Genomic DNA, 25834 nt, shown 5'->3' with positions numbered 1-25834 from the left:
CCCGCATAAAGTCTCTACCACTTGGTCAGCACCCAGTTGTATCTGAACCGTGTGGTCCCCGCTGCCTTGGCGAAGGAGGTGACCTAAATACTGTGTGAGACCAGCGCGATTATGTAGCGATGATCCCGACTGAGATTCCTCCACAGCTTTTTTGACATCATCCAATAGCTTCTGGTTCTTGCGCAAGCGACTCCCCCGCATAGCCAAGCGCTAAACATTGCAATGATTTCCAACACGCCCTTGGCCCAATCTTCCTCGAAGGTCGTCTCTTTGTCTTGGTTGAGAAGGACCACTTCCACGTTTTTCGCCCTGTAGGTGGCAAATACCAGTTCTGTACCAAAGCACAACAGCCGGTTCTTGTGGAGGACGACCAGCCACTTAATCTTGCCACTGATGCCAGCATCGAGCAGCCGCTTGAGACCCCTCGTGTGAGATTTCATGCCAGACCCTACGTTCGCGATGGCCTCAAACGTTCAGCCCTGGCAGGCACAGAACAGCTCAAGCATCTGTTTCTGCCCTTCCAGCTCGTCCTTCTAATCGGGGCTGGAAACACGGGCATAGGCAATGGTACGCCAGTTAGCTTCGGCTTCGGCACGGAATAGCTCTGGGGCAACCGCACAAGAGCGTAGCGCTGGCGTCCGCCCGCCGTGCGGGCTTGCGGCAAAAGCTTGCCCTCGCGTTCCCATCACCGCAGCGTTGGGACAAAACCCCTCAGGAATTCTGGCGGTCTTTTGAAGGCTGACCATCTTGCGCAACAGGTTCAAAATATACACGTTACTGCACAAGAAAGAGTAATTATTATGGAAACTGTTCTAACCCTCATCCTAATGCTTTTTATAGTAGGGTGTCTTGGAAATTAGAAGTGTCGTTATACTTAAAAACAACTCATAAAATTCAAACTATGATCGGCCTACTGTTTAATACTAAGAAATGATTGTATCCATGGAAAGGATCTTTTTGCTGCCTCTGCTTCGACTTCTTCTCTTAAAGCAAGATCCACTGAGTGTTCAGCTTTGGGTGGAGAAAAGAGCCGCAAAACTTGCAACAAGTTTTCTTCGAAAAATAGGATTTATTATCCTTCTAAGAAATATAACGATTGAAGGATACAAACTTGATCTTGTATGCCGAGAGAAACAAACCCTCGTGTTTGTAGTAGTGAAAGGCCGTTATTTGGCCATATTCGAAGAATGGCACATACGGATAGATCAAAAAGAAAAGAGCCGCCTGATTGCTGCTGCCTATGGCTATTTGAAACTTTTAAAGAAAGCTTCTGTACCTTTTCGTTTTGACACAGTTGAAATTTTATTTTTAGAAAAGAGTTTTCCAAAGGTCATTCATACTCGGAACGTTTTTGGAAAAGAAAATGAACTATAAATAAATCTATTTTATATAGGAATAATAACACTTCCATGGACCTTCTGGTAGGGGCGCGTTAGTTTCGCATTGCAAAAGCCTGTCGAAGCGGCAAAAAAGAAGATATTCCTACATACTTTTAGCTTCTGGAGCTAGACTAGAATAGTAAGAAAAAAAAAATAGCCTTGGCCTTCAAGCCTCTTTAAAAAGGACCTCATTTGTATGATAGAGGATTCTCTTAATAGCAGCACTTTCTCATTCCAATCCAAAAAATCTTTTCTGGAGTGGACCAAGAGCTTTAGCAGATTAAAAACATTTCAAAAGAAACTCTTTTGCAAAGAGTTGATCAAAAGGAGAACAGCTGAATTGGAAGCTTTAGGAAATGGCTACAATGTGGCATTAGCCCTGCTGGCTGAAAAAATAGCTATAAGTGGTTTTTTTATTCAAATGATATTTTGAGAGAAACGATAAAAAAGTTCTTAACTTCAGTCTCTAACTCATGTTTGGTGAAAATGAGCTGATTTTGGAGGTGCTCCAGGGGAGAGGAAGCGATTTTTGCAAAAAACATAGTGCTACATTGTGAATAACTTTTCTTAAGTTATTGCTCGATTATTATTGCATTTATTGGCGTTTTGAAATAATGTCTCTTTATGTTTTTACGGATCGTGCCGATTCGGCGGCCAAGCGGGAAGGTGGACCAGTATGTTCGGCTGGTGGAGAGCTATTACGATCGAGGGAAGATTAGGCAGCGGACGATTGCCAATCTGGGGCGGAAGGAGCTTTTGGCTCCGCATGTGGACCGGCTTGTGGAGCTTCTGAGAGGAGAGCCGCCGAAGACGACGGGAAGCTGGGAGGCAAAATCGGCGGCAGTTTGGGGGCCGACCTTGGTGGCGAGGTTGCTTTGGGAGGAGTTAGGGTTTCCGGAGCTTTTGGAGGCATCTGGTAAGAGGCCGCAAGCTGTTTCTCTTGAGGAGAGAGCGTTTGTTTTGGTGGCTCATCGGCTGATTTGTCCAGGAAGCGAACATGCCTTAGCCCAGTGGTTAGAGACGGATTATGGAGCCGATCGGAGGGGAGAACGGATTCTGCCGATATGGAAGGAAAATGGTCGGGTGCGGGTGGACCATCGGTTTCTTTGGCCTTGGTATCGAACGCTGGATGAGCTGATTCAACGGAAGGAAGAGCTGGAAGAGGGGCTTTTTAGTCGGCTGCGAGATCTTTTTTCCCTCCAGCCTGAGAGGGTCTTCTACGACTTGACTTCCACCTATTTTGAAGGGGAAGGGCCAGAGGAGCTAGCTCAATTTGGGTACAGTCGGGACCGACGGGGAGGCAATCGCCAGATTCTTTTGGGGGTGGTGATGGTGAATGGTTGGCCGATTGCCCACCATGTGTTTCGAGGCAATCTCAAGGATGGAGAGACGGTACAGAGGGTGGTGGAGGATTTAGAGAAGCGTTTTGGGCTTCGTCGGGTGGTTTTTGTGGGGGACCGGGGGATGGTGAGCACGGCCAACTTGGGTTTTCTCTGGAGTCAGGGCCATGGGTTTTTGGTGGGACTTCGGCGGCGGAGAAGCTCGGAGGTCCTAGAGTATCTTTGCCAGGCGCAAGCGGGCTGCTGGCAGCCTTGTGCTCCGGGAAGTAATGACCGGGTTTGCGAAGTTCCGGGACGTCTTCCGGGACAGCGGATTTTTGTGGTGGAGAGTGCCGAGCGGCTCGCCTACGAGCAAGCGATGCGGGAGGCAGCGGTCTCGAAGATTCGGGAAGAGCTGGAGAAGCTGGCCAAGCAGGTGGAACAAGGAGAGCTTCGAGATCCTGAGAAAATCAGGGCTGCTGCCGGGCGTATCCTCTCGGCCCATCATGGGCATCGCTACTTTTGCTGGAGTCTTTCTTCCGGTCGCTTCGAGTTTTCTCAAGAGCCTTTGGAAGAGGAGAAGCTTTTGGAAGGCAAGTACCTCATTTTGACAGAAGAAAAACATCTCTCCGCGGTGGAGGCCGTGGGTGCCTACAAGGAGCTTAGCCAAGTGGAACGGGCCTTTCGGAAGCTAAAGGATGTCCTAGAGATGCGTCCGATCTATCATCATGATCCCCAGCGGGTCCAGGCCCATGTCTTTGTTGCCGCCTTGGCCTTCTTGCTTGACCGACTCTTGGAGAAAAAGCTAAAGCTAGCCAAGCTCCCCTTTTCCACCGAAGTGGCCTGGACTCACCTCCGTACCGTCCACGTCGTCGAGGCAGATGTTGGAGGCACCAAACACCGCGGGGTCACAGCAGGAAACCGACAGGCGCGTCAGATCCTTTCCGCTCTGAAAATCAGCTCCTTAGAGCCTTGGAAATCCAAAAAAAGAACCTCTAAAACTCCCACACAGTGACACATTGAAAAAAGGATCATTGATAATCAACAAATTACGAAATTTTCACCAAACATGGGCTAAGATGAAAAAATAAGATAAAAAACCATTTTTATTTTTGGGCTATGTATAGGTAACCGAGTGTTAACAGGGACAAGAAGAGCATTATGGAAAGAAGAGAAGCAGCAAAGAGTTTGTTTTTGTTTCCAGCTCGTACCAATTTCCAAGTTATGACTGCTCTCCACAATAACATAAGGCTAAAGAGGATAATAAGGATAAAGGAAACAGGTAATACGAAAGGCAGTTTAGAAAAGTAGCCAAGGACTATGGAAAGAACCCCCATGCCTCCTCCACTGAAAAGAGAAGTTTTGGCTTTTTGAGGATTAGATAAATACCCTACGAACCCAAGAATGAGAAGGGTTAGTCCATAAAGGATTAAGCCGGTAGAGATTCTTTCTATCATATTTGAAAGCGCAACCGCTTTATTATAACTTAGAAAGCTCGATTTTTGAAGAAGGAAATGATTTTCTTGCTAATAAGACCATTTCTCGACATTGTTGTAGAAAATGATGGATCCCACTGCCTTCGCGAGCCGAAAGGGGCAATAATGGATAGCCAGTTTTTTGTTCAAACTCATAGGCTTGTTGTTTGGTATTTTCAATAGGCAGAAGATCTATCTTGTTTCCCACAACAATAAAAGGCTTTTCTAACAGTTTTTTATTATATTTTTGTATTTCTTCCTGCAGCATGTAGAAGACAGCTATTGAGTCTGTCATCTGATCAGCAAGGTCAAGCACATAGACGAGAATACGAGATCTTTCTATGTGTCTAAGAAAGTAAAATCCAAGACCCTTTCCTAAATGCGCTCCTTGGATAAGTCCTGGAATATCAGCAAAGGAAATTCTTAAACCATCCTCATAACTAACGATGCCTACATGAGGCCTGATTGTAGTAAAAGGATAGGGCGCTATTTTTGGTTTTGCACTCGAAATCTTAGAAAGCAACGTCGATTTGCCTGCATTAGGCATTCCCAAAAACCCGATATCAGCAATAGTTTTTAGTTCTAGAAGAAACTGCCCTGATTCTCCTTCCTCTCCTTCCTCGGCATATCGTGGAGCTTGATTGATAGGACTTCGAAACTGAAAATTACCTCTTCCGCCTCTTCCCCCTTTGCAAAGGATAAAACGCATTCCAGGTTCCAGCAGTTCGACCATTTTATCCATTGGCTCCCCGGGTTTGGGAATAGGCAAAAGGTCAGTGGAGGAATGGAGCAGATGGCCTGCTGTCAGCCGGTAAACGACCACTCCTGGAGGTATCTCTAGCTCGAGGTTTTTCCCATCCCTCCCCTTTCTTTTTTTGCCTTTGCCTGCTTGCCCATCTTCTGCAAACTGGTGTGGGGAAAAGAAGAATGGGGTCAAATCCGAAACCTGAGGGTTGACTTTTAAGATAACATCACCTCCTTTACCGCCATCTCCGCCATCGGGCCCTCCATGAGGACGAAAGGCTTCTCGACAAAAGCTAACGCAACCATTACCTCCTTTTCCCGCTTTGGCTAAAATCCGCACATAATCTGTAAACATTTTTAATCAATTAATGAGGTTTTATAATACTATAGCAGAAAAGAGAGGAAAAAGAAGGTAGGGAGGATGGGATCAAGTGAGTTCCGGCAGAGGTCTAACATGAACCACTCTTCTTTGTCCATCCCAAAAAACCTTGCCGTCAACAAGGGAATAGAGGGTAAAATCTCTTCCCATGCCAACGTTTTTTCCTGGATGAAATTTTGTTCCCCGCTGTCGTAAAAGAATATGGCCAGCTTTGACAATTTCTCCGCTGTATTCTTTTATGCCTAGTCTTTTACTATGACTATCTCTACCGTTTCTTGTACTGCCTTGACCTTTTTTGTGAGCCATAAAGATCTCTCCCGGTGTAAAAAGTTATTGATTGTCAGCTGGATAATGGATCTTTTTAACTTTGACAAGTAAAAGTTTTTGTCTATGACCCACGGTTCGGTGGTAGCCTTTTCTGCGACGGAATTTAAAGGCCACAACCTTAGGTGCCTTTATTTCAGAGATACATTCTAATTCAACCGCAGCTCCTGGAACAAAGGAAGTACCGACATGCTTCGTTTGCCCATCCTCCACGTAGAGAACTTCCTCTATTTTAATCGTATTCTCTTGGGTAGGTTGCTGACTGGGTAATTCGATTGAGAGTTGTTCTCCTTCACTCACCCAGTATTGCTTTCCTCCTGTTTGTATGATTGCTTTCATAAGTCCAAATTAAAGAACCTAACTAAAATGGAAAATCGTTAAAAATGCAACTGAAAATTTATACAATATCTCTTCGAAATCTATAAAGAAAAATAGAAATATTTACTTTTCTAGTCGCTCTGTCTGGGTATCTTCTTTTAAGGGTGTTTCCTAACCCACTTCTATTCAATTTGCTTATCCCTAAAAAGGAGAACTATGAAAACAAAAAATATTACGGATTACCTTACACCTTTAGAAAATACGGCTCTTGAAATTATCAAACGGGTGCGAGGTAAAAACAGATTAAAAAAAGCAGTCAGGTATATTTCGCATCCACTACTGCAGGCACTTAAAAAAGTGGGCACCATCCATATTTATGTTGATACTGCTGATTTTAATGAACTTTCAGACCTTATCGTTTTTTCTGAAGACCAAGACCAATTTGTTTACAACGAGGAAATCGATGGCAATACTACCAATCAGCCGCTTGTAGCAAAAATTTTCGAAAACTTCTACAGAGAAGGTTCACAGGAAAGCCTCGAAGCATGGACAAAAGAGCTAAAAAAGGCTACTCCTTCCTTGAGTCTTTCTAAAGCTGCTAGCATTCTTTATACTATCATTAATGGAAGAATAGGGATAGAAGCCACCGAGAAATATGGAGTGGGGAGAAAATGGGAAATTAGCCTTGAATTGCATACAGGACTAGCTGCAAGCATGGAGGAATCCTTTAGAGCGGGGTGGTGTCTACATGCTAGCAATCCCAATTGTTTTGTCAAAGTTCCTTTTACACCGCACTTCCCCCACTGTTTTGTGATTGCTAGGGAGCTAGAGAAAGCGGGTATTGCTGTTAATTTTACGGCAACCTTTTCGGCAAGGCAAGTTGTTGCGGCGGCTCTACTGGCAAATCCACACCGCAGTAACGTGTTTATCGGTAGACTTAGTCAAGGGCTAGAGTCAGAATTATTAGGAGAGCATGTAGTATTGGAGGCTCAAAGACAACTTCGAAAAATAAGAAGTGCTTACGGAGTGCAAACTTTAAATATTGTGGCTAGTATGCGCCGGTGGCAAACTTTTCCCATTACAGCTGGCTGTGATGTCTATACGGCTCCATACAAAGCTCTCAAAGATTTCTTGGAACAAAAAGAAGTGCTTCCCGGAAATATCACTTCTCAGGAGCAGAAGAGTTATCTGGAAGAGCTACATTTAAAAGAAGAGGTGTTGAATAAAGTTGGCAGAAAACAGCTTGAGCGTCTTTTTGTGGTTGAGCCCCAGTTTATTGAATTTCTTCTAGAGTTACGAAAGACTCCTGAATTTGAGGAGATCGATGGAGAAGGTTTACAGAAAAAATTTGATCAAGCTGGATTTGGGGATTTCTTTTATGCACCTAGCGCACTAGAGTGGAAAGAGTTGAGAAAATCGAAACTGCCAGATTTAAATTCGACATTGACAAAGAATATCGCAATGGATACACTCTATAGCATTTTAGCTTTTGGTGATTTTTCCAACTTTCAGGAAAAAATGGATGCAGATATCATTAAAAAGATAGAAAAATCTTTTTAAATCATTTTTTTTGGATTTTTCTTTTGGTAATTTATTCTTAAAATATAAAAGAAGCAAAAAAAGGAGTAAGAAATGACAGTTGCAGGTTATGGAAAAGCTGGAGCAAAAAAGAACAGGTGGTCTGCGGGGGTGACTCCCTATGCGGAGATGGGCTATTATAACGCTGACTACGTACCAAAGGATACGGATATTCTAGCGGCATTTCGATTTGTGCCTCAGGAAGGAGTAGAACCCATAGAAGCTGGGGCGGCTGTGGCTGGGGAATCTTCTACAGCGACATGGACTGTAGTATGGACAGACAGATTGACTGCCTATGAGCATTATCAAGGCAAATGTTACCGAGTAGAAAAAGTCCCTGGAACTAACCAATATATTGCTTTTATTGCATATGATCTAGATTTGTTTGAGGAAGGTTCAATAGCCAATATGTCCTCGTCCATCATCGGCAATGTCTTTGGCTTTAAAGCTCTAAAATCTCTAAGATTAGAAGACTTGAGGATTCCCCCTCATTATACAAAGACTTTTCAAGGACCTGCCCATGGGATCATGATGGAAAGGGAGTATCTCAACAAATATGGCAGGCCACTGCTTGGAGCCACTGTAAAACCCAAACTGGGATTATCTGCCAAGAATTATGGAAGGGTTGTCTATGAAGCTTTGAGGGGAGGACTCGATTTTACTAAGGATGACGAAAACATCAATAGCCAGCCATTTATGCGGTGGAGAGACCGGTGGCTTTTCTGTATGGAAGCTGTGAATAAGGCTATGGCAGAGACTGGGGAAATTAAAGGCCACTATTTAAATGTGACAGCGGCTACCATGGAAGAGATGTATGAAAGGGCTGAATTTGCCAAGGAGCTTGGCAGTGTGATTATCATGGTAGACTTAACAGCTGGATTTACAGCAATCCAATCGATGGCTAAGTGGTGTCGAAAGAATGGGGTCTTACTTCATCTCCATCGTGCGGGGCACAGTACGTATACTAGACAGAAAACTCATGGAGTGAATTTTAGAGTAATCGCCAAGTGGATGCGGTTGGCAGGAGTGGATCATATCCATGCAGGCACGGTAGTGGGTAAGCTGGAGGGGGATCTTCATTCAGTGCAAGGCTATTATAAGACATTAAGAACACAGTATACAGAAGCCGACCCGATGCTTGGTCTTTATTTTGAACAGGATTGGGCTTCCATGCCTGGGGTCATGCCGGTGGCATCTGGTGGCATCCATGCCGGTCAAATGCATCTGCTCTTAACGTATCTGGGTGAAGACACCATCCTACAGTTTGGAGGTGGGACGATAGGACATCCGGATGGGATTGCTGCAGGGGCGACAGCTAACCGCGTAGCCGTTGAGGTCATGGTGCAAGCAAGAAACGAAGGCAAAGATATCCTTAGGGAAGGGCCAGAAATTCTTGAAAAGGCCTGTCGGTGGAGCCCGGCACTAGCGAAGGCCATTGAAACATGGAAGGATATCAGCTTTGAATTTGAATCGACTGATGTGCCTGATGCGGTGGCGATGCCGACTGTAGAGGTTTAAAAACTTAATAACAAAAGGATAACGATTATGAGAATTACCCAGGGTACGTTTTCTTATCTGCCTGACTTTACTGATGAAGAAATAGCTGCTCAGGTTCAATATATTATAGATCAGGGATGGTCGGTCATGATTGAATATACCGATGATCCTCATCCGCGGAATACTTATTGGGATATGTGGGGATTGCCTCTTTTTGATATAAAAGATTCGGCGGCGGTCATGCAGGAGTTAAACCAATGCCGAAAGGCCTTTCCAAACCATTATATTAGGATTAGTGGCTATAACAGGCAGCAGGGCTATCAATCGACCATGATCAGTTTTATTTGTAACCGGCCGAAAGAAGAGCCTGGTTTTGAACTAGATAGAACGGAATGGGAAGATAGGCAGCAGAAGTACAGGCTTAAGCCTTATGCTTTGGATAAGCCAAAAGGTCAACGGTATTGAACCTTTGCGTTTTATCGTCAGCTCCTAAAATCAATCCAAAATGAGGTAAGTGATGGAGGTTCAGCAAAAAGAAGGGTTTGTTTCTACGGAGAGTGTTGAGAGGGCTGAAATCGTCGATGTGGATGAACAATTAACTCAGTTTCGGATCGAGGATGTGTTGAATGATCTTGAAAAGGAGTTGATTGGTTTAAAGCCAGTTAAACAAAGGGTCAAAGAGATTGCTTCTTTTCTGATGGTCCAAAGACTTCGAGAATTAGCGGGAGTCATTACTGAACCTCCTTCCTTACATATGTCTTTTACGGGTCCTCCTGGTACTGGGAAAACGACTGTTGCGATGAAAATGGGTAAGATTTTACATAGACTTGGCTATGTTAGAAAAGGGCATTTAGTATCGGCAACACGAGAAGATCTTGTCGGTCAATATGTTGGTCATACGGCCCCCAAGACAAAAGAAGTGATTAAGCGGGCCATGGGTGGGGTTCTTTTTATTGATGAAGCCTATGCTTTATACCGTCCTGAAAGCGAAAGGGATTATGGTCAAGAGGCAATAGAAATTCTTTTGCAGGCCATGGAGAATAACCGGAAAGATCTTGTGGTGATCTTTGCTGGTTATCAGGACAGGATGGAGCTTTTTTTCCAGATGAATCCCGGATTAAGATCTAGGATCACGCATCATATCCAATTTCCAAGTTATACTTTTGAAGAGCTGATAGCAATTGCTGAACTTATGCTAAAGCAGCAGATGTATACTTTTGATGATGCATCGAGAAAGGCTTTCGAGGAATATTTGAGACTACGAATGCAACAACCCCTCTTTGCTAACGCCCGAAGCGTTAGAAATGCCATAGATCGATTTAAACTTCGTCAAGCGGCTCGTCTGATCGAAAAAGGGGGGAAAATCCCTGCGACCGAACTGATGCGAATCGATGTTTCCGATATTCGACAGAGTCGAGTCTTTCAGGAAAATCAACCAAAAGAAGAAAAAGAAATAACCAAGTGTTGATCTAATCCTATAATCCTATGCGACGGCCAATAATGCTTGGAATCGTTGGAGACAGTGCGGCGGGGAAATCCACGTTGACAGGTGGATTAGTGAACCTATTAGGTGCCGATCGAGTGACCCATATCTGTACGGATGATTACCATAAGTATGATCGGAAAGAAAGAGCTCAGATTGGCATCACCGCTTTACATCCTGATTGTAATTATTTGGACATCATGGAGCAACACCTAGAAAGACTCCATTATGGATTGCCCATTTTAAAGCCAGTGTACGATCATTCTAATGGCACCCTTGTTCGCCCTGAATACATTATGCCCAAAGAATTCATCATTGTGGAAGGGTTGCTCGGCTTCTATACTCGAGTCATGCGTCAATTTTATGACGTCAAGGTCTACTTGAATCCTCCTGAAGAACTTCGCAGAATTTGGAAAATAAAGAGGGATACGACCAAAAGGGGCTACACAGCAGAGCAGGTGCTCGAAGAGTTAGTCAAAAGAGAACCTGATTCAGAAGCTTATATTCGACCGCAACGAGAGTTTGCAGATATTATCGTTACATTTTATCCTCCCAAAGGGGTAGATCCTGCAAAAATAGATGGGCATTTGAATACAAGACTTGTTTTGCGGCCTACCATCCCTCATCCCGATTTTTCGTATCTTATTGATAATCGGGCTGAAAATTCAGGAATACGGCTTGAACTGGGTAGAGACATGGGAAAGCCGGTGGATATTCTTGAGATTGATGGGAATGTTCCAGAAGAAGAGGCTTTAAGATTAGAAAAAACGATCTGGAATCATCTTCCTAAAGGAGTGCCACCACTCAATCTGGATCGATTAGGTAGATATCTGGATAGAAATGAGATTAAACATAGCCATCCTTTAGCTTTAACTCAATTGCTTCTTGCTTATCATCTGTTGAGAGCGTATGATGAGAATGCTACTATTCCTTTTGCTCCCCCAGTAGATGCGCTTTCTAGGATTAGAAGACAAAGAGAGTTAAGCCTCAAGGAAATTAACACGGAGATCAAACGCAATGGATAAGATCATGGATCGCACAATAAAGGATTTACTTCAAGATGAAGTACTAGAGCAACTGGCTGTCAATGTGATTAGGGGGTTGTCTATGGATGCCGTTCAGAAGGCAAATTCAGGGCATCCAGGAACGCCTATGGGTCTGGCTGATGCGGCTGTAGTGCTTTGGACTAGGTTTTTATCTTTTGATCCTGAAGCACCCGATTGGCCAGATCGGGATCGGTTCGTTCTATCCTGCGGACATGCATCTATGCTGCTTTATAGCTTGCTTTTCTTAAGTGGGTACGGTCTGACTTTAGAGGATTTAAAAAATTTCAGACAGTTTGGTTCAAAAACAGCGGGACATCCCGAATATGGACATACTCCTGGAGTAGAGACAACGACTGGTCCCTTAGGGCAAGGGATATCCAATGCTGTAGGGATGGCTTTGGCAGAAAGAATTTTGGCAAGCCGGTATAATAAAGCTGATATAGAGCTTTTTAACCATTGGACCTATGTATTTGCCAGCGATGGAGATCTAATGGAGGGGATTTCTCATGAAAGTTGTTCCTTAGCTGGCCATCTGGGGCTGGGCAAGCTTATTGTGTTGTATGATGACAATGGCATTACAATCGATGGGCATACCTCGCTTGCCTACAGCGACAATGTGCAAGAAAGGTTCCTTGGATATGGATGGGAGGTCCAACAGATCAATGGTAATGACCGCAAACAGGTGGAAGCGGCATTTTTAAGGGCGAAGATGAGCATGGATAAGCCTCATCTGATTATTGCCAAAACTCATATAGGTTATGGCAGCCCACATAAGCAGGATTCGGAAAAAGCGCATGGAGAACCTTTAGGGGAGGAAGAGGTGAGATTAGCCAAGGAAAGACTAGGTTTGCCTCCTAACGTTTCGTTCTATGTCCCCGAGGAAGTAAAAGAGTATTTTCGTGTTTTTGCTCAAAAAGGTAAGCAAAGAAGAAAACAGTGGCTAGAGCTCTATGAAAGCTATTCCAAAAAGTATCCAAAAGAGGCTTTAGAGTTAGAGAAAGCATTAAAGAATGAGCTACCGGAAGGGTGGGATAAAGATTTGCCAACTTTCCCCTTAGATAAACCGATTGCTACACGGGCTGCTTCTGGAAGTGTTATTAATGCTATTTTCTCTAAAGTTGACTCCCTTATAGGTGGTTCCGCTGATTTGACTCCTTCAAACAACACCAAACCGAAAGAAGCAAAGGATATTACAAAAGGGAATTATGCAGGCAGATATATCCACTATGGAGTCAGAGAACATGGGATGGCAGCAATAATGAGTGGGATGGCTTTGCATAAGGGAATAAGGCCTTATGGAGGGACCTTCCTTATCTTTTCGGATTACATGAGGCCTACCATGAGATTAGCTGCGATGATGAAACTGCCTGTAATTTACATTTTCACTCATGATAGCATTGGGTTAGGGGAGGATGGGCCAACCCATCAGCCTGTCGAGCAGCTTACTGCTCTTCGAGCCATACCGAATATGACGGTATTCAGACCTTGTGATGCCGCAGAAACAGTGGAAGGTTGGAAAGTAGCTTTAGAAAAAACAGATGGGCCAACTGCCTTGATCCTGACTCGGCAAGCGTTGCCTGTACTTGATCGATCCAAGTATGCCTCTAGTTCTGGAGCTAGATATGGAGCCTATGTACTTTCTGATATGGCTGACTTTCAGGTCATTTTGATTGGGACTGGTTCAGAGGTTCATATTGCTTTGGAAGCCCAAAAATTACTGGCGCAAAAACAAATACCAACAAGGGTCGTTTCTATGCCTTCTTGGGATCTATTCCTTCAACAACCTGCGCAGTATATCGAAGAGGTGATTCCATCACGGATTCGGGCTAGGGTAGCGGTGGAAGCTGGAGCGACGCTCGCATGGAACAAATGGATTGGACTCGATGGAGAAGTAGTAGGCTTAGATCATTTCGGAGCCTCGGCACCCTATAAAGTGATCTATCAGCAGTTTGGTATTACTGCTGAGAAGGTTATGGAAGCTGCCATTCGATCCTTAGGAAAACTACAATAGGGTTACTGGACAAGTCCTTGATTTCTAGAGGCCTATATTCTTTTTTAATAAGATGGGTAATCTCTATTTGGCGCGGCATTGTAAGACCGCTTGGAATCTAGAGCACAGAATTCAGGGTCGTACGGATATTCCTTTATGTGAAATTGGGATTGAGGAAGCAAAAATGAATGTTGGCTTCCTGGAAGCATTGAAGATTAGTAAAATTTATTCGAGTCCTTTGACAAGAGGAAGGCAGACAGCTACAATTTATGCCACCGCTCTGGAAGTACCCTACGAAACAAGAGATGGTCTATTGGAAATGGATATGGGGGAGTGGGAAGGGAAAACAGCTCTAGAACTTTCTGCTCTAAAACCTTCTTTATATCTGCAATGGATTGAAGATCCAAGGAATGTGCCTCTGGTTCCTGGCAGTAAAGAAGATGTGTTTACAGCACAAAGGAGGATTCTTAGCACCATCCTTGCTATTTATAAAGAAAATGACGAGGAGAAGAATGTTCTGGTCATTATCCATAAATATATATGCTCCCTTTTACGGTGCGCGCTTCAAGGGTTAGAGCTAAATCATTTCAAAAAAGAAATTATCGAAACAACATTGCCCCAAAACCTATCCATTGTATCTTCACAGGTCATTGAAAAGTGCCTCTCGAATTGCTAAAAGAGTAGTAAGTGCATGCGCAGGCTAAAAGCAATCATTCTTGATTTTGATGGAACGATAGCCTTCAGCGAAAAGGAAGCGCATCTGCCTGCATGTAATGAAGCATTTAGAACACTCGGTATACCTATCCAATGGTCTTGGGAAGAATTTATAGCTCTGCTTGAATTGCCTGGTAATCAAGCAAGGATGGAGCACGCTTATAGACAATTGTATCCTTCGGTAGCGGAGGAAGAATTAAAAAAAATATCGAATCTTTGGGCTGAAACGAAAAAAAAACTTTATATTGAAAAACATGTCCATAAGGCACGATTAAGAGAAGGTATAAAGGAATTAATTGAGCAAGCCTTGCAGGAGAGAATAGCTATTGCTATTGTTTCTATCTCAATTGAAGAACAAATAGAAGCCTTTCTTATTCGCCATCTGCCTGAATTAAGGCCTCATATTCATCCTATTCTAGGGAAAAGAGCTGGAACGAAAACAGCTTCAGACTCCCCCCTTTATAGGAAATGTCTAGAAGAGCTGGGCTTAGGAGCAGAACAGGTTATTGCCATAGAAGATTCTATGAACGGATTACGTTGCGCATTGAAAGCAGGGATAAAATGTGTTGCCGTTCCTAATGATTATACATCATGTGCAGATTTCAAAGGAGCGGTCTTTGTAACAGCTGACATATCTAGGCTTAATGTTTCCTTGCTCGATTCGCTCCTTAATCCTGCCTAGGCAATATCTTTGAGTTTTGTTTCAATAAAAGATTTTAAAACGACTGCCTGATTATGCACCGTGTCTTTAGCACTGTAGAGGAGAGTAACAGTTGGAGAAGGACAATTGCTTAAGTGCTCTTTGATAGCATTTTCTTTACTGATAAGTTCTTCTATATACTTTTTCGAAAATGCCTCCCATTTTTGAGGATCATGAGCAAACCATTTTCTCAATTCATCCGAAGGGGCCCAATCTTTTGCCCAAAAATCGATTTTTAATTGTTCTTTGTGCACTCCTCTGGGCCACAACCTATCAACAAGGATCCTGTACCCATCTTGTGCAGAAGGCTCTTCGTAAACGCGCTTAATGCAGATTTTTTTTACCACTCCCATGTAAATAGTTCCAGGCCTCCTCCAGGAGTCATGACCTCTGTACTATTGATCGTCCACGTAGGATGAGGCTGTCTTGGATCCTTTGCCATGAACTTTTGCCCATATCCCATTTCTTTTGGAGCCAATGGATTAATAATTTGAGGCCCTTGTCTTATCCCTTCGGGAATAATGCCCGTAGCCCGAGGAGGGAGAAGGGTAGGGGCTTTTTTTGCCTTTTCTGGTGCGGGCTTGATAGGAATAGGTTTTGGTTTCTTTTCAATTTTTTTAGCTTGTGAAATTTCAGGATCACTTTTCTGTGTATTGGCTGCAGGAAGCAAAAAGGGAAAGCTTACAAAAAAAAGGAAGAATAATGATCCTGCAATACGTTTCACAAGAAAACTTTAGCATTTTTCCTTTTAAAAACAAAGAAAATCATAGAGAAATTAACCTCACATTATAAATATCTTCCGTATTGCGTATCTGAGCTAAGACTTCAGGACTTGGGATGTTGTCCAAGTTGAGTATGCTAATTGCCTTTTCTTGGGCCTTTGCTCGGGCAAGAGACATCGCTGCAATATTGACGGCGTGTTCTCCAAGGATAGTCCCAACTTTGCCAACGATTCCTGGCCTGTCTTTGTTTTCGAGCAATAGAAGAATTCCCTCCATAGAGGCTTCAATGGGATTGAAATTGAGTTGCACGAGTCTGTGTGACTTCCCATAGAAAGTTGAGGCAGCTTGAAAGACAAGTCCATCAGTTTTGGCTTCAATGCCAATAATCTCGGTGAACTCTCCGGCACTACTCATTTTGACTTCTTTGACATTGATGCCGAGGGTGTTAATTAAGAACATGACATTGACCTCGTTGACTTCTTTGCCAGCGACTTTTCGCAAATATCCCTTTAAAACAGCACGAGTCAGTGGACTTGTATCATATTCATTGATTTTTCCTGAGAAATAGATAACCAGCTCGTCAATTCGGTTGGGAATCCACTGGCTCATAAAAATTCCCAGCTTTTCGCCTAGAGCCATGTAAGGACTAAGAATGGAAAGTACTTTCGGATCAACACTCGGAACATTAACAGCATTCCGGATTATGCCATGGCAAAAGAAGTCTATGATCATGCCTGCGATTTCGGTCCCAACATTTTCCTGTGCTTCGACTGTGGATGCAGCCAAATGAGGGGTGAGAATAACATTAGGCAGTCCGCGTAGAGGAAAGTCAGCAGGCGGAGGTTCAGGATCATAGACATCGAGTGCGGCTCCTGCTACCCACCCTGATTTAAGCAGCTCCAGCAAATCTTCAATCCGGATTAACCCGCCACGGGCACAATTGACAAGCCTGATTCCCTGTTTGCATTTTTTTAAGTTTTCCTTGTTGATAATCCCTTCGGTTTCAGAGGTAAGAGGGACATGAAGGGAAAGAAAATCCAAATCAAAAAAGAGCTCTTCCAAATTGTTGACAAGTTCCACTTGGAGGTTTTTCACCTTCGTGGGCGAGAGGTAGGGATCGAAGCATTTAACTTTCATGCCAAAGGCAAGTGCTCGTTTGGCTACTTCCATTCCAACTCTCCCAAGCCCAATAATACCTAGGACTTTTCCAAAAAGCTCTACGCCTTCAAAATTTTTTCGTTTCCATTCTCCACGTTGCATGGATACATGGGCTTGGGGAACATTTCTGGCAAGAGCAAGAAGCAGGGAAAAGGTATGTTCGGCTGTGGCAATTGTATTGCCTCCGGGGGTGTTCATCACTACTATCCCATTTTCTGTTGCTGCTTCGACATCAACATTATCAATACCCACACCCGCTCTCCCAATGACCTTTAGCTTTTTTCCTGCTTCGATAACCTTTCGAGATATTTTCGTCTGACTGCGGACAATCACACCATCGTATTCAGAAATGATGGAAAGAAGATCGGGTTCTTTTAAGCCATATTTTTCGTCTATTCTAATTTGCCCAGAAGTTTCTAATTCAAGAATCCCTTTTTTGGAAATAGGGTCAGCGATAAGGATATGATATGGAATAGTCATAATAATTTACTCATTGAAATTCATTACGAATACATTGAATTTGTTAAAAAGTTAGTTGCACTTTTTCATAGAAAAATTCATTGAAAAGGAAAGAAGAATAAAAGCATTTCTTTTTTTTGAAATTTTTTCAATAAAAAAAAGATCGCTTTATTAAGCAAATATTTTTGCAATGCAATTCCAATGTAGCTTTAAACAGTATGAATAGCCTTTTATCCAATTTGATAAAAGATTCTCGTTATAATATTCTTTTTGAATTAAAGATAAACCCGGGACTTTCCATAGGGGAACTGACTAAAAAAATCAATCTTTCGTACATGGGAGTCAAACAACATTGTGCATCACTAGAAAAGGAAGGATTTTTAGAAACCCGTAAAAGGCAGAAATCTGTAGGAAGACCGGAGATCGTTTATTGCTTAACGGAGAAAGCGGAGGTTTTTTTTCCTAAAGACTGTTCTTCTTTTACTGAGCAGCTGCTAAGAGCTATAGAATCCATTTATGGGTCCCTAGCGGTTGATCGGCTGATCCATTGGATATATAGAACGGATGGGGAAAGTCTTAGTCAGGCTGTCAGTGCGTTGAGCTTAGTTGATAAAGCTAAAGAATTACTGAGTTTTAGAGAAGAAAGGGGATATATGGGTAAGCTTGTTATTGAGGAAGGGGAAGAGTTAAAAATCATAGAATATCATCATCCTCTTTTAGCCCTGTTGGATAAGTATCCAGTAATAAAAAAATTCGAAAGAAGAATGTTTGAAAAGGTTTTAGGCGTGCCTGTGCGACGTATCGAGGATAGATCTTATGGGAGCTATTGCTGTAGCTTCCTATTTTCTGAACCCTCTTCTCCTTTGGAATAAAAAATGAGAAAAATAAAATTTCTTGGATTGATTTTAATTAAACTTCTTTATTATTGTTAAATTGTTCCTATGTATTAAATTTAATTATCATATGACAACCGAACTAATTGATATTATTTCTAGTAAAGAGGATGACGAATGGGAACAAACTATTAATTCAAATAATTTTAAAGAAGGGGTCTTTTGCATTCATCGGAGTTGGGGATTAGGCAAGATCAAGAAGATAGATGAGAGTAATGATTGTGTGATCATTGATTTTAAAGGCAAGCCCTCGCATCAATTGGCTCTTGATTTTGCTTATACTTCTCTCACAGTCCTTTCTTCTAACCATTTGTTGGTTTTGAAAGAAGAAAAGCTATCTTATTTACAGAAACTTTCTCTTGAGAATCCTGAAGAGATAATTAAGATTTTTGTTCTTTCTTTTCGGCAAAAGGCTACCCCAGAGCGTTTACAGGCTGTTCTTTGTCCTGAGGTTATCTCTGCTGACCAATGGAAGAAATGGTGGGAAAATTCAAAAAAAATAATTAAAAAATCTGCCTCGATCCGTATTCCTTCTAAAAAATCTGAACCTATTATTATTTTAGATAAAGCTCCCGATAACTATTCCCTATTTATTGGAACCCTTCAGTCAGCACTACCTCCACGAAAAAAGATTGATGCGTTATACAAAATACTCAAAGAAATAGATAATTGGAATGATCAGGATCGAGCTTTGAAAGTGGTTACAAGCATAGAAAGCCTATTGCAACAGCCTAAGGAGGATTCTTTTCCTACGTTGGATTTTGTTTTATTGAAAGAAGAAATTATCCAAAAAGCTAAAATTCCTCTGCCTTCTGAAAAGGAAGAAGATCTATTTTTTTATATTCCCGAAAAATATGATCTTCTTTTATCTTCCCTTTTACGATTATCGTCAATAAACCAAGAGAGAGTTTTATGGTTACTTTGGGAGAGGAAGAATAAACCTGTTGAGCTGTTTTTCGATCTTTTGATCAATGCGGATGGGAAATTGGCAGATAATATCGTTAAGATTTTTGAGCAGTCGGGGTTGACTGATCTTTTGCTTGAAAAATTTAATAGATTGATCAGAGAAAGAGCCCTATCCGTTGAATTATTGTACTGGCTTTGTAAAAATAGAAATAATCTGCTTCAGCCTCTTTTAAATTCTGATCTTTTTTATTGCATCCTTTATGTTCTTGAAAGAGAACTTGGTTCGGTTGGAAAGAAAGCTGAAAAATTGTACGATCTTTTAACTACTGGTACAGGACTGATCCAGGGGCTACTGTCTACCTCTTCTCTGGATGATGTCAAGGATATCACCCGTACGGTACTCCTTAGCCCTGTTTTTAGAGAACTTGATAAGAGATCATTGCTAGGAGCTATTGTAAAGGTAAGACCAGAAGTTCAGGAATTGATTAGCGGAAATCGTGGGATCGAAGGGGAAAACACCTTAATTGTGTCTTGGAGTAGCTTGGAAGAAAAGAAAAGGGAGCTGGATGAGCTAGTGAGGAAAAAGATTCCAGAAAATAGCAAGGAAATAGCGCATGCCAGGTCCTATGGGGATCTCAGAGAGAATCATGAATACAAAGCAGCTAAAGAAATGCAAGCAGTGTTAATGCGAAGGAAAGCCGAACTAGAATCTATGATTAGTAAGGCTAGGGCTACGGACTTTTCTGATGTGGATACTTCAGTGGTAAATATTGGAACGGTTGTTCATTATACGAATGTGAAAACTAATACTCCTAGTTCTATAGCCATTCTAGGGGCATGGGATAGCAATCCAAGCAAGGGGATTATTTCTTATTTAGCGGCATTTGGTCAGTCTTTACTGGGTCATAAACCAGGGGATGTGGTTCAGGTATCAATGGAGGATGGCAGCACAAAAGAGATCAGGATTGACAAAATAACGCGATGGATCGACGCCCCTTCTGTTTGAAACTTAACTAACAGCAATTTTTTCTCAAAGAAAGGATCCAGATGCCAACCTATTTATACGAATGTAGTAAATGTGGTAAGGAATTTGAAATTTTCCAATCGATTACCGAACCACCTTTGCTCTGTTGCCCAGAAGAATGCTGTGTTTTGAAACCCTGGGCAAAAGGTGAAGTTAAACGAATTATCTCTGGTGGGATGGGCCTCTTATTCAAAGGTTCTGGTTTCTATATTACTGATTATCGTAGCCCTAGTTATATGAAAGCTGCCAAAGCAGAAAAGGAAGCTTCATCTACAACTAAAACAACTGGTGGAGATAGCAGCGCCTCGAATAGTACTTCAGCCAAACCTAAAGCTGGGGTGGAGTAAATCGCTTGCTTTATTCAAACAGTCTTCAGCGATACCATCTCCATTGAACTTATCCTTCGATGGTGCTGATCTCCACAGGCTCTACATGCACCCCTTGTGACTCTAGCCAAGAAACTGCCTCTTTAATAACTTCTGGATTGCCTTCCAGTTCAATACCTATAATGCCAATTTCTCCAGTGATACTTGCATTTCGGATGTTGAAAATGAGATCAAAATTCCTACTCAACTCCCATATCAAAGGCCTCTTACAGAGATGTCCATCCAAACTGAGCCAATAGCGTTGTTTGATCATCTTTATCCCCCAGCAATAGCGGGGACAATGCTTACTTCATCCCTCTGTTGGAGTGGGGTGTCCAAACCGTTTAAAAATCGAATGTCTTCCCCATTAAGATAAACATTTACAAAACGCCTAATCTCCCCTTTTTCATTGCATATGCGGTTCAAAATCCCTGGACATTGAGTTTCTAAATTAAGCAGCAGTTCTTTGATCGTCTTTCCAGAAACATAGACAACTTCTTTATTCTGAGTTAGTCCACGAAGTGGAGTGGGAATCCTAACAGTGATGTCGTTTAGCGTTGTATTCATAATTATTCATTACTCCTTTGCTTTTTTTACTTTTCAAAGTCAACTACTTTGTCAAAATCTTGAATATGCGGGTCAATCACATCAATGGAATTTAAATGATCTTTGAGGACTTCTGCAGTTTTTAAACCATTACCTGTAATACACAAAACTACCTGGCTTTCTAAGGGTATGTATCCTTTTTGGATCAATTTTTTTGCACATCCTACCGTAACACCTCCAGCAGTTTCAGCAAATACACCCTCAGTTTCAGCCAAAATTTTTATGCCTTCAATAATTTCTTGATCAGTAACATCTTCAGCATATCCACCAGTTCGCCGAATCGTCTGAATCGCATAATAACCATCGGCAGGCGTTCCAATAGCCAAAGACTTTGCAATCGTGTTTGGATTGGCTATAGGCCTGATTAAATCCGTTCCCTTTTTAAAGGCCGCCGTAATGGGATTACAACCAGAGGCTTGGGCCCCGTGAATAGCATAGGGTTTTTCTTCCACTAGCCCACAGAGAATGGCTTCTTGATAAGCTTTATCGATTTTGGTCAATAGAGAGCCGCTGGCCATACAGATTACAGTGTGATCAGGAATTTTCCATCCCATTTGTTCTAAGATTTCAAAGCCCATCGTTTTCGAACCTTCAGCGTAATAAGGTCTAAAATTGACGTTGACAAAGGCCCAGCGATATTTGCCAGCAATTTCTGAACAAAGCCTATTAACTTTATCATAGGAGCCTTTGATACCGATAACCCTTGTGTTATAGACCAAACTCCCAATGACTTTTGCTGGCTCAAGATCGGCAGGAATAAGAACGTAACTTTTAAATCCATTGGCAGCAGCGTGGGCAGCCAGACTGTTGGCAAGATTTCCTGTGGAAGCACAGGAAACGACTTCATAATGAAGCTCTTTAGCTCGAGAAAGGGCAACAGAAACAACTCTGTCTTTGAAAGAAAGACTAGGAAAGTTGACTGTGTCATTCTTAATATAGAGTTCTTTGATCCCTAGTATCTTGGCTAGTCTTTTAGCTTCCAGTAGCGGTGTCATTCCCGTATGGAGTCCAACTGTGGGTTCCTCTTCCAAAGGAAGAAAGGGTTCATATCTCCACATCGAATAGGGCCCAGATTCGATCATTTGCCTGGAAACATATTTTTTAATTTTATGATAATGGTAGGTTGCCTCCAGAGGGCCAAAATCGAATTCACACACATGAAGCGCTTCTTTAGGATAACTTCTGCCGCATTCCTTACACTTCAAACGATCAAAAAATTCTTTCACGATTTATTCCTTTGTGATGCTTACCGAGGCTTGCTTTGAAGGAAGAAAAGGCAAAAATAAAGAGAAAGAAACTTCCTCTCATCCTCCCCTTAACTTCAAAGGGCTGGGCTTGGCACCTAGACGAAAAGAGTTCTTTTCCGGTTGCCGCGGCTTCACAGGGCCAGTCCCTCCACCGCTCTCGATAAGAGTTTTTGACTATTAAGCATAAAGGCCTTCGTTAAGTTGTCAATAAAAATAAAAGCAATAAGGCAAAGAAAAAGAGCGGGAATAAAGTAAAAGCTTAATATAGTAATCTTTGTAAATTTTTCGATCCATTAGTTTATCATCAAACTATGCTTGCAATCGTCTTTCTTCAAAGCGAATATCATAGGAAAAAAAATTCATGAACTGTCCACGGCATCAATCAGATCCTTTTTGGAAAATCGCTCTAGAGGAAGCAAAAATTGGATTTGAAGAAGGAGGAATACCTATCGGTGCCTGCCTTGTCTACAAAGATAGAGTGCTTGGAAGGGGAAGAAACCGTAGGGTCCAATTGGGTAGCGTTATAAGGCATGGCGAAATGGATTGCTTAGAAAATTCGGGACGCTACCCACCAAAAGTTTATCACAACGCCATACTCTATACGACCCTTTCTCCATGTTGGATGTGCACGGGAGCTATTCTCCTCTATGGAATAAAAAAAGTCGTCATTGGAGAAAATCATAACTTTAAAGGACCTGAAGAAGTCCTTGTACAGCATGGGGTAGAAATTATTCACCTCGATGATGAAGAATGCAAAAGATTATTAACTTCCTTTATTGAATCAAATCCTGAGCTATGGTTTGAAGATATAGGAAAAATCACTGACTAGGGCCTTAGATGCATCCAAAAGATCGAGCACTTTCCGATCTAGAAGAAAGAGTGGTTGCTTGCCGTCTCTGTCCGAGGCTTGTAGCCTGGAGGGAAGAAATATCAAAGCATAAACCAAAAAGATTTGCCAAAGAAACTTATTGGTCCAAACCCGTTCCTGGATTTGGAGATAGTTCTGCCAAGCTACTCATTGTTGGGCTTGCACCAGCAGCTCATGGGGGAAACCGTACTGGTAGAATCTTTACGGGCGACCGGAGCGGAGATTTTCTGTTCGATGCCCTCTACCGCTTTGGCTATTCCAACAGTCCATTATCTATTGGAAAAAACGATTCTTTGGTCCTTAATAAAGTCTACATTACGGCTACGGTTCGGTGTGCGCCTCCTAATAATAAACCGCTTTTAGAAGAAATTATCAATTGCAGACCGTATTTGATAGAAGAATTAAACATTCTAAAAAACATCCATGTCATTTTGGCTTTGGGCCGCATTGCCTTTGATGGTATCTTTAAAACACTTAAAATTATGGCCAAAGAAAAAGGAGAACTTTTTCCAGTCAAAAAGCCCTCCTTTAGCCATGGAATCGAACTAACCCTCCCGGATGGCAAAATTCTTGTGGCTTCCTTTCATCCAAGCCAACAAAACACCTTTACAGGTAGACTCACCAAGAGCATGTTCGATGCTGTTTTAAAGCGGATTGATCAACTTTTAAATAGCTAGGCGCTTAGTTCATCATACTGCCAGGACTGCGTGATCTGTCTTCTACGGAGCAAACTATAGCAATTTGTATGATTGTTCTTTCAGATAATTTGAGAGACAAAAGGGTTGGAACAGTTTCCATAACACTGGCACTTTGTTGCTCAGTAATGCATAGCTTGAACCTGTCGCGTAAGATGGTCAGCCTTCAAAAGGCCGCCAGAATTCCTGAGGGGTTCTGCCCCAACGCTGCGGTGATGGGAACGCGAGGGCAAGCTTTTGCCGCAAGCCCGCACGGCGGGCGGACGCCAGCGCTACGCTCTTGTGCGGTTGCCCCAGAGCTATTCCGTGCCGAAGCCGAAGCTAACTGGCGTACCATTGCCTATGCCCGTGTTTCCAGCCCCGATTAGAAGGACGAGCTGGAAGGGCAGAAACAGATGCTTGAGCTGTTCTGTGCCTGCCAGGGCTGAACGTTTGAGGCCATCGCGAACGTAGGGTCTGGCATGAAATCTCACACGAGGGGTCTCAAGCGGCTGCTCGATGCTGGCATCAGTGGCAAGATTAAGTGGCTGGTCGTCCTCCACAAGAACCGGCTGTTGTGCTTTGGTACAGAACTGGTATTTGCCACCTACAGGGCGAAAAACGTGGAAGTGGTCCTTCTCAACCAAGACAAAGAGACGACCTTCGAGGAAGATTGGGCCAAGGGCGTGTTGGAAATCATTGCAATGTTTAGCGCTTGGCTATGCGGGGGAGTCGCTTGCGCAAGAACCAGAAGCTATTGGATGATGTCAAAAAAGCTGTGGAGGAATCTCAGTCGGGATCATCGCTACATAATCGCGCTGGTCTCACACAGTATTTAGGTCACCTCCTTCGCCAAGGCAGCGGGGACCACACGGTTCAGATACAACTGGGTGCTGACCAAGTGGTAGAGACTTTATGCGGGGGGGGGAAAGCCAAGCACCTGCCTGCCCAAGCTCTCGCAGCCTTCCTTCCGTCACCAGCTCAACGCCATGAAACGCGAGCAATTCCCCTGTATGCTCGAAGTCACCAAAAACGCATCACAGATGGCAATTGGGCAGTTGGGAGTCGCCTGCAAGAACTTCTGGGCAGGACGCGCAAAGTACCCGAAGTACCGCAAGACAGGCGGGCCTGACTGTTTTCCCCTGACTAGAGAGCTCGGGTTAGCGGACAATGCTCCGATTCCCAAAAGCACACGGTTGCCGGCGACAGAGAATGCGAGAAAGGTAATAGCCAAGATGTCCAGCCTCCACGCCCGCATTGACAAAATCGGGCAGGACGCCTGTCGCCAGTTCACGTCCAACCTCACCCGACGGCTTCATTCGATTGTCATCAAAGACTTGAATGGGGAGGGGATACTGAAAAGCCATCCCCTGGCTCGGTCCATTGCCGACGGGAGTGTTTTCGAGTTCTGGCGGCAACTAGAATACAAGGCGGAATGGTGGGGGTGGCCGATCGCTGGTTTGCGTCCAGCAATACCTCTTTGGCTTGGTGGGAAGGGTCAGAAGAAAATACCGCTGACTGTTCGCCTGTGGACCTGCCTGGACTGTGGAAGCCTCCAGGACTGGGAGGTGAATGCGACCAGCAATCACCTGGGGTATGGCTTGGCAGTATTGGCGGCTCTATGGCAAGTGCTGTCAGATGTGAAGTATGGGGAAAGGAAAGCTCTGGCCGTCGTCGCCACAAGAAGGCGGTGTGAAACTGGCCTCGAGGAAGCAAGAAATCAGCTTTGTTTCTGCTGACGAGCCGAAATGAGAAAGTCTAACGGAACGCCTTTCCATGCTATAGAAAAAGGGTATAAGAAGGCTGGAGAGGGATAATAGGAAAAGGGTTAGACCACCTGCTTATGTCTCTTTCACGTATATTATCTGAGTCTATGGTCAGGTCAGCTCTTCAAACTCTTTGCAACTGAGAAGCTAGCTGCTTTGATGGTCTTAAGTTATTTAGTTTTTTTAAGCCATGGGAGGAG

The 25834-nt window shown here is 43.1% G+C and carries 27 protein-coding genes, 2 pseudogenes and 1 riboswitch; of the genes and pseudogenes, 18 read left to right on the top strand and 11 right to left on the bottom strand.

The window, feature by feature from the left end:
• Window positions 1-132 precede the first annotated feature (132 nt).
• Window positions 133-685: pseudogene (locus QOL44_RS11425) on the bottom strand (IS607 family transposase); the annotation flags it as partial.
• Between the two features lie 245 nt (window positions 686-930).
• Here QOL44_RS11425 and QOL44_RS06705 point away from each other — a divergent pair.
• From QOL44_RS06705 to QOL44_RS06695, 3 genes are all read left to right on the top strand, one after another.
• Window positions 931-1374, top strand: coding sequence for a YraN family protein (locus QOL44_RS06705; RefSeq protein WP_079199475.1), 444 nt, complete (start codon window positions 931-933; stop codon window positions 1372-1374).
• Window positions 1375-1575: 201 nt separating this feature from the next.
• Window positions 1576-1812 (top strand): hypothetical protein, encoded by a 237-nt coding sequence (locus tag QOL44_RS06700; RefSeq protein WP_045086599.1) that lies wholly within the window; start codon window positions 1576-1578, stop codon window positions 1810-1812.
• Between the two features lie 191 nt (window positions 1813-2003).
• Window positions 2004-3713 (top strand): IS1634 family transposase, encoded by a 1710-nt coding sequence (locus QOL44_RS06695; protein WP_045086600.1) that lies wholly within the window; start codon window positions 2004-2006, stop codon window positions 3711-3713.
• Between the two features lie 91 nt (window positions 3714-3804).
• Here QOL44_RS06695 and QOL44_RS06690 read toward each other — a convergent pair whose 3' ends face one another.
• The 4 genes from QOL44_RS06690 to rplU form a co-directional block, all read right to left on the bottom strand.
• Window positions 3805-4155 carry a TMEM14 family protein gene (locus QOL44_RS06690; protein WP_009060218.1) on the bottom strand — a complete coding sequence of 117 codons (351 nt, stop codon included), beginning with the start codon at window positions 4153-4155 and terminating at the stop codon, window positions 3805-3807.
• Window positions 4156-4177: 22 nt separating this feature from the next.
• Window positions 4178-5272 (bottom strand): GTPase ObgE, encoded by a 1095-nt coding sequence (gene obgE, locus QOL44_RS06685; RefSeq protein WP_009060219.1) that lies wholly within the window; start codon window positions 5270-5272, stop codon window positions 4178-4180.
• Window positions 5273-5344: 72 nt separating this feature from the next.
• A complete protein-coding gene (gene rpmA / locus QOL44_RS06680) occupies window positions 5345-5602 on the bottom strand; it encodes a 50S ribosomal protein L27 (RefSeq protein WP_009060220.1) in 258 nt (85 codons plus the stop codon).
• Window positions 5603-5626: 24 nt separating this feature from the next.
• On the bottom strand, window positions 5627-5959 hold the full coding sequence (rplU, locus tag QOL44_RS06675; RefSeq protein ID WP_009060221.1) for a 50S ribosomal protein L21: 333 nt from the start codon (window positions 5957-5959) through the stop codon (window positions 5627-5629).
• Window positions 5960-6154: 195 nt separating this feature from the next.
• Between rplU and QOL44_RS06670 the strand changes: the two genes are divergently transcribed.
• The 8 genes from QOL44_RS06670 (at window position 6155) to QOL44_RS06635 (ending at window position 14928) form a co-directional block, all read left to right on the top strand.
• Window positions 6155-7498, top strand: coding sequence for a transaldolase family protein (locus QOL44_RS06670; protein ID WP_009060222.1), 1344 nt, complete (start codon window positions 6155-6157; stop codon window positions 7496-7498).
• A 72-nt stretch (window positions 7499-7570) separates the two neighbouring features.
• Window positions 7571-9034: a form I ribulose bisphosphate carboxylase large subunit gene (locus QOL44_RS06665; RefSeq protein WP_009060223.1), complete on the top strand. Its 1464-nt coding sequence runs from the start codon at window positions 7571-7573 to the stop codon at window positions 9032-9034.
• Window positions 9035-9061: 27 nt separating this feature from the next.
• Window positions 9062-9478 carry a ribulose bisphosphate carboxylase small subunit gene (locus QOL44_RS06660; RefSeq protein WP_009060224.1) on the top strand — a complete coding sequence of 139 codons (417 nt, stop codon included), beginning with the start codon at window positions 9062-9064 and terminating at the stop codon, window positions 9476-9478.
• 52 nt (window positions 9479-9530) lie between these two features.
• Window positions 9531-10481 (top strand): CbbX protein, encoded by a 951-nt coding sequence (gene cbbX, locus QOL44_RS06655; RefSeq protein ID WP_009060225.1) that lies wholly within the window; start codon window positions 9531-9533, stop codon window positions 10479-10481.
• Between the two features lie 17 nt (window positions 10482-10498).
• The gene (locus tag QOL44_RS06650; RefSeq protein ID WP_009060227.1) at window positions 10499-11521 is read left to right on the top strand and encodes a phosphoribulokinase; all 1023 of its coding nucleotides are present in this window, start codon (window positions 10499-10501) and stop codon (window positions 11519-11521) included.
• Complete coding sequence (gene tkt / locus QOL44_RS06645) at window positions 11514-13553, top strand: transketolase (RefSeq protein WP_009060229.1); 2040 nt, start codon at window positions 11514-11516, stop codon at window positions 13551-13553. Before QOL44_RS06650 ends, tkt begins: the two co-directional genes overlap by 8 nt.
• Window positions 13554-13605: 52 nt before the next feature.
• Window positions 13606-14208 carry a histidine phosphatase family protein gene (locus QOL44_RS06640; RefSeq protein ID WP_009060231.1) on the top strand — a complete coding sequence of 201 codons (603 nt, stop codon included), beginning with the start codon at window positions 13606-13608 and terminating at the stop codon, window positions 14206-14208.
• 15 nt (window positions 14209-14223) lie between these two features.
• The gene (locus tag QOL44_RS06635) at window positions 14224-14928 is read left to right on the top strand and encodes an HAD family hydrolase (RefSeq protein WP_009060233.1); all 705 of its coding nucleotides are present in this window, start codon (window positions 14224-14226) and stop codon (window positions 14926-14928) included.
• On the opposite strand, the gene QOL44_RS06630 is transcribed toward QOL44_RS06635, so the two are convergent.
• The 3 genes from QOL44_RS06630 to serA are packed head-to-tail and all read right to left on the bottom strand — an operon-like array spanning window position 14925 to window position 17306.
• Window positions 14925-15299, bottom strand: coding sequence for a DUF488 domain-containing protein (locus QOL44_RS06630; protein WP_009060235.1), 375 nt, complete (start codon window positions 15297-15299; stop codon window positions 14925-14927). The two genes, QOL44_RS06635 and QOL44_RS06630, sit on opposite strands and share 4 nt — an antisense overlap.
• On the bottom strand, window positions 15287-15670 hold the full coding sequence (locus QOL44_RS06625; protein WP_009060236.1) for a hypothetical protein: 384 nt from the start codon (window positions 15668-15670) through the stop codon (window positions 15287-15289). Before QOL44_RS06625 ends, QOL44_RS06630 begins: the two co-directional genes overlap by 13 nt.
• 40 nt (window positions 15671-15710) lie before the next feature.
• Window positions 15711-17306 (bottom strand): phosphoglycerate dehydrogenase, encoded by a 1596-nt coding sequence (gene serA, locus QOL44_RS06620; protein WP_009060237.1) that lies wholly within the window; start codon window positions 17304-17306, stop codon window positions 15711-15713.
• Between the two features lie 197 nt (window positions 17307-17503).
• Between serA and QOL44_RS06615 the strand changes: the two genes are divergently transcribed.
• The 3 genes from QOL44_RS06615 to QOL44_RS06605 all read left to right on the top strand — a co-directional run bounded on the left by QOL44_RS06615 (window position 17504) and on the right by QOL44_RS06605 (window position 20455).
• Complete coding sequence (locus QOL44_RS06615) at window positions 17504-18157, top strand: helix-turn-helix transcriptional regulator (protein WP_009060238.1); 654 nt, start codon at window positions 17504-17506, stop codon at window positions 18155-18157.
• Window positions 18158-18248: 91 nt separating this feature from the next.
• Window positions 18249-20090 carry a GreA/GreB family elongation factor gene (locus tag QOL44_RS06610; protein ID WP_009060239.1) on the top strand — a complete coding sequence of 614 codons (1842 nt, stop codon included), beginning with the start codon at window positions 18249-18251 and terminating at the stop codon, window positions 20088-20090.
• Window positions 20091-20131: 41 nt separating this feature from the next.
• Entirely contained in the window at window positions 20132-20455 is a 324-nt protein-coding gene (locus QOL44_RS06605; RefSeq protein ID WP_009060240.1) for an FmdB family zinc ribbon protein, read from the top strand.
• A gap of 49 nt (window positions 20456-20504) precedes the next feature.
• Here QOL44_RS06605 and QOL44_RS06600 read toward each other — a convergent pair whose 3' ends face one another.
• The 3 genes from QOL44_RS06600 to thrC are packed head-to-tail and all read right to left on the bottom strand — an operon-like array spanning window position 20505 to window position 22305.
• Complete coding sequence (locus tag QOL44_RS06600; RefSeq protein ID WP_009060241.1) at window positions 20505-20747, bottom strand: NIL domain-containing protein; 243 nt, start codon at window positions 20745-20747, stop codon at window positions 20505-20507.
• Window positions 20748-20749: 2 nt separating this feature from the next.
• Window positions 20750-21040, bottom strand: coding sequence for a ubiquitin-like small modifier protein 1 (locus tag QOL44_RS06595; RefSeq protein ID WP_009060242.1), 291 nt, complete (start codon window positions 21038-21040; stop codon window positions 20750-20752).
• A gap of 26 nt (window positions 21041-21066) precedes the next feature.
• The gene (thrC, locus tag QOL44_RS06590; RefSeq protein WP_009060243.1) at window positions 21067-22305 is read right to left on the bottom strand and encodes a threonine synthase; all 1239 of its coding nucleotides are present in this window, start codon (window positions 22303-22305) and stop codon (window positions 21067-21069) included.
• Window positions 22306-22380: 75 nt separating this feature from the next.
• A riboswitch (SAM riboswitch) is annotated at window positions 22381-22493 on the bottom strand.
• A gap of 194 nt (window positions 22494-22687) precedes the next feature.
• On the opposite strand from thrC, the gene QOL44_RS06585 reads away from it, so the two are divergent.
• From QOL44_RS06585 to QOL44_RS06570, 4 genes and pseudogenes are all read left to right on the top strand, one after another.
• Window positions 22688-23155 (top strand): nucleoside deaminase, encoded by a 468-nt coding sequence (locus tag QOL44_RS06585; RefSeq protein WP_009060244.1) that lies wholly within the window; start codon window positions 22688-22690, stop codon window positions 23153-23155.
• An 8-nt stretch (window positions 23156-23163) separates the two neighbouring features.
• On the top strand, window positions 23164-23871 hold the full coding sequence (locus QOL44_RS06580) for a uracil-DNA glycosylase (RefSeq protein WP_009060245.1): 708 nt from the start codon (window positions 23164-23166) through the stop codon (window positions 23869-23871).
• A gap of 234 nt (window positions 23872-24105) precedes the next feature.
• Window positions 24106-24658 (top strand): annotated as a pseudogene (locus QOL44_RS11420) (IS607 family transposase); the annotation flags it as partial.
• Window positions 24659-25303: 645 nt separating this feature from the next.
• Window positions 25304-25564, top strand: a complete 261-nt coding sequence (locus tag QOL44_RS06570; protein WP_134372475.1) for a hypothetical protein — start codon at window positions 25304-25306, stop codon at window positions 25562-25564.
• Window positions 25565-25834 lie beyond the last annotated feature (270 nt).

The organism is Candidatus Methylacidiphilum fumarolicum, from assembly GCF_949774925.1.
GTDB lineage: Bacteria > Verrucomicrobiota > Verrucomicrobiia > Methylacidiphilales > Methylacidiphilaceae > Methylacidiphilum > Methylacidiphilum fumarolicum.
Note: the sequence above shows the minus strand (reverse complement) of the source record. Positions and strands in the feature narration are given on the sequence as shown.

Bases quoted from the DNA above. Each gene is read 5' to 3' on its own strand.
- QOL44_RS06600 (WP_009060241.1), bottom strand. From the start codon at position 20,747: ATGATCAAACAACGCTATTGGCTCAGTTTGGATGGACATCTCTGTAAG.
- QOL44_RS06650 (WP_009060227.1), top strand. From the start codon at position 10,499: ATGCGACGGCCAATAATGCTTGGAATCGTTGGAGACAGTGCGGCGGGG.
- QOL44_RS06670 (WP_009060222.1), top strand. From the start codon at position 6,155: ATGAAAACAAAAAATATTACGGATTACCTTACACCTTTAGAAAATACG.
- QOL44_RS06640 (WP_009060231.1), top strand. From the start codon at position 13,606: ATGGGTAATCTCTATTTGGCGCGGCATTGTAAGACCGCTTGGAATCTA.
- QOL44_RS06635 (WP_009060233.1), top strand. From the start codon at position 14,224: ATGCGCAGGCTAAAAGCAATCATTCTTGATTTTGATGGAACGATAGCC.
- QOL44_RS06690 (WP_009060218.1), bottom strand. From the start codon at position 4,155: ATGATAGAAAGAATCTCTACCGGCTTAATCCTTTATGGACTAACCCTT.
- QOL44_RS06595 (WP_009060242.1), bottom strand. From the start codon at position 21,040: ATGAATACAACGCTAAACGACATCACTGTTAGGATTCCCACTCCACTT.
- QOL44_RS06700 (WP_045086599.1), top strand. From the start codon at position 1,576: ATGATAGAGGATTCTCTTAATAGCAGCACTTTCTCATTCCAATCCAAA.
- QOL44_RS06665 (WP_009060223.1), top strand. From the start codon at position 7,571: ATGACAGTTGCAGGTTATGGAAAAGCTGGAGCAAAAAAGAACAGGTGG.
- QOL44_RS06615 (WP_009060238.1), top strand. From the start codon at position 17,504: ATGAATAGCCTTTTATCCAATTTGATAAAAGATTCTCGTTATAATATT.
- QOL44_RS06695 (WP_045086600.1), top strand. From the start codon at position 2,004: ATGTTTTTACGGATCGTGCCGATTCGGCGGCCAAGCGGGAAGGTGGAC.
- QOL44_RS06570 (WP_134372475.1), top strand. From the start codon at position 25,304: ATGGTGGGGGTGGCCGATCGCTGGTTTGCGTCCAGCAATACCTCTTTG.
- rplU (WP_009060221.1), bottom strand. From the start codon at position 5,959: ATGAAAGCAATCATACAAACAGGAGGAAAGCAATACTGGGTGAGTGAA.
- obgE (WP_009060219.1), bottom strand. From the start codon at position 5,272: ATGTTTACAGATTATGTGCGGATTTTAGCCAAAGCGGGAAAAGGAGGT.
- QOL44_RS06585 (WP_009060244.1), top strand. From the start codon at position 22,688: ATGAACTGTCCACGGCATCAATCAGATCCTTTTTGGAAAATCGCTCTA.
- QOL44_RS06580 (WP_009060245.1), top strand. From the start codon at position 23,164: ATGCATCCAAAAGATCGAGCACTTTCCGATCTAGAAGAAAGAGTGGTT.
- rpmA (WP_009060220.1), bottom strand. From the start codon at position 5,602: ATGGCTCACAAAAAAGGTCAAGGCAGTACAAGAAACGGTAGAGATAGT.
- serA (WP_009060237.1), bottom strand. From the start codon at position 17,306: ATGACTATTCCATATCATATCCTTATCGCTGACCCTATTTCCAAAAAA.
- QOL44_RS06610 (WP_009060239.1), top strand. From the start codon at position 18,249: ATGACAACCGAACTAATTGATATTATTTCTAGTAAAGAGGATGACGAA.
- QOL44_RS06660 (WP_009060224.1), top strand. From the start codon at position 9,062: ATGAGAATTACCCAGGGTACGTTTTCTTATCTGCCTGACTTTACTGAT.
- tkt (WP_009060229.1), top strand. From the start codon at position 11,514: ATGGATAAGATCATGGATCGCACAATAAAGGATTTACTTCAAGATGAA.
- QOL44_RS06630 (WP_009060235.1), bottom strand. From the start codon at position 15,299: ATGGGAGTGGTAAAAAAAATCTGCATTAAGCGCGTTTACGAAGAGCCT.
- QOL44_RS06605 (WP_009060240.1), top strand. From the start codon at position 20,132: ATGCCAACCTATTTATACGAATGTAGTAAATGTGGTAAGGAATTTGAA.
- cbbX (WP_009060225.1), top strand. From the start codon at position 9,531: ATGGAGGTTCAGCAAAAAGAAGGGTTTGTTTCTACGGAGAGTGTTGAG.
- QOL44_RS06705 (WP_079199475.1), top strand. From the start codon at position 931: ATGATTGTATCCATGGAAAGGATCTTTTTGCTGCCTCTGCTTCGACTT.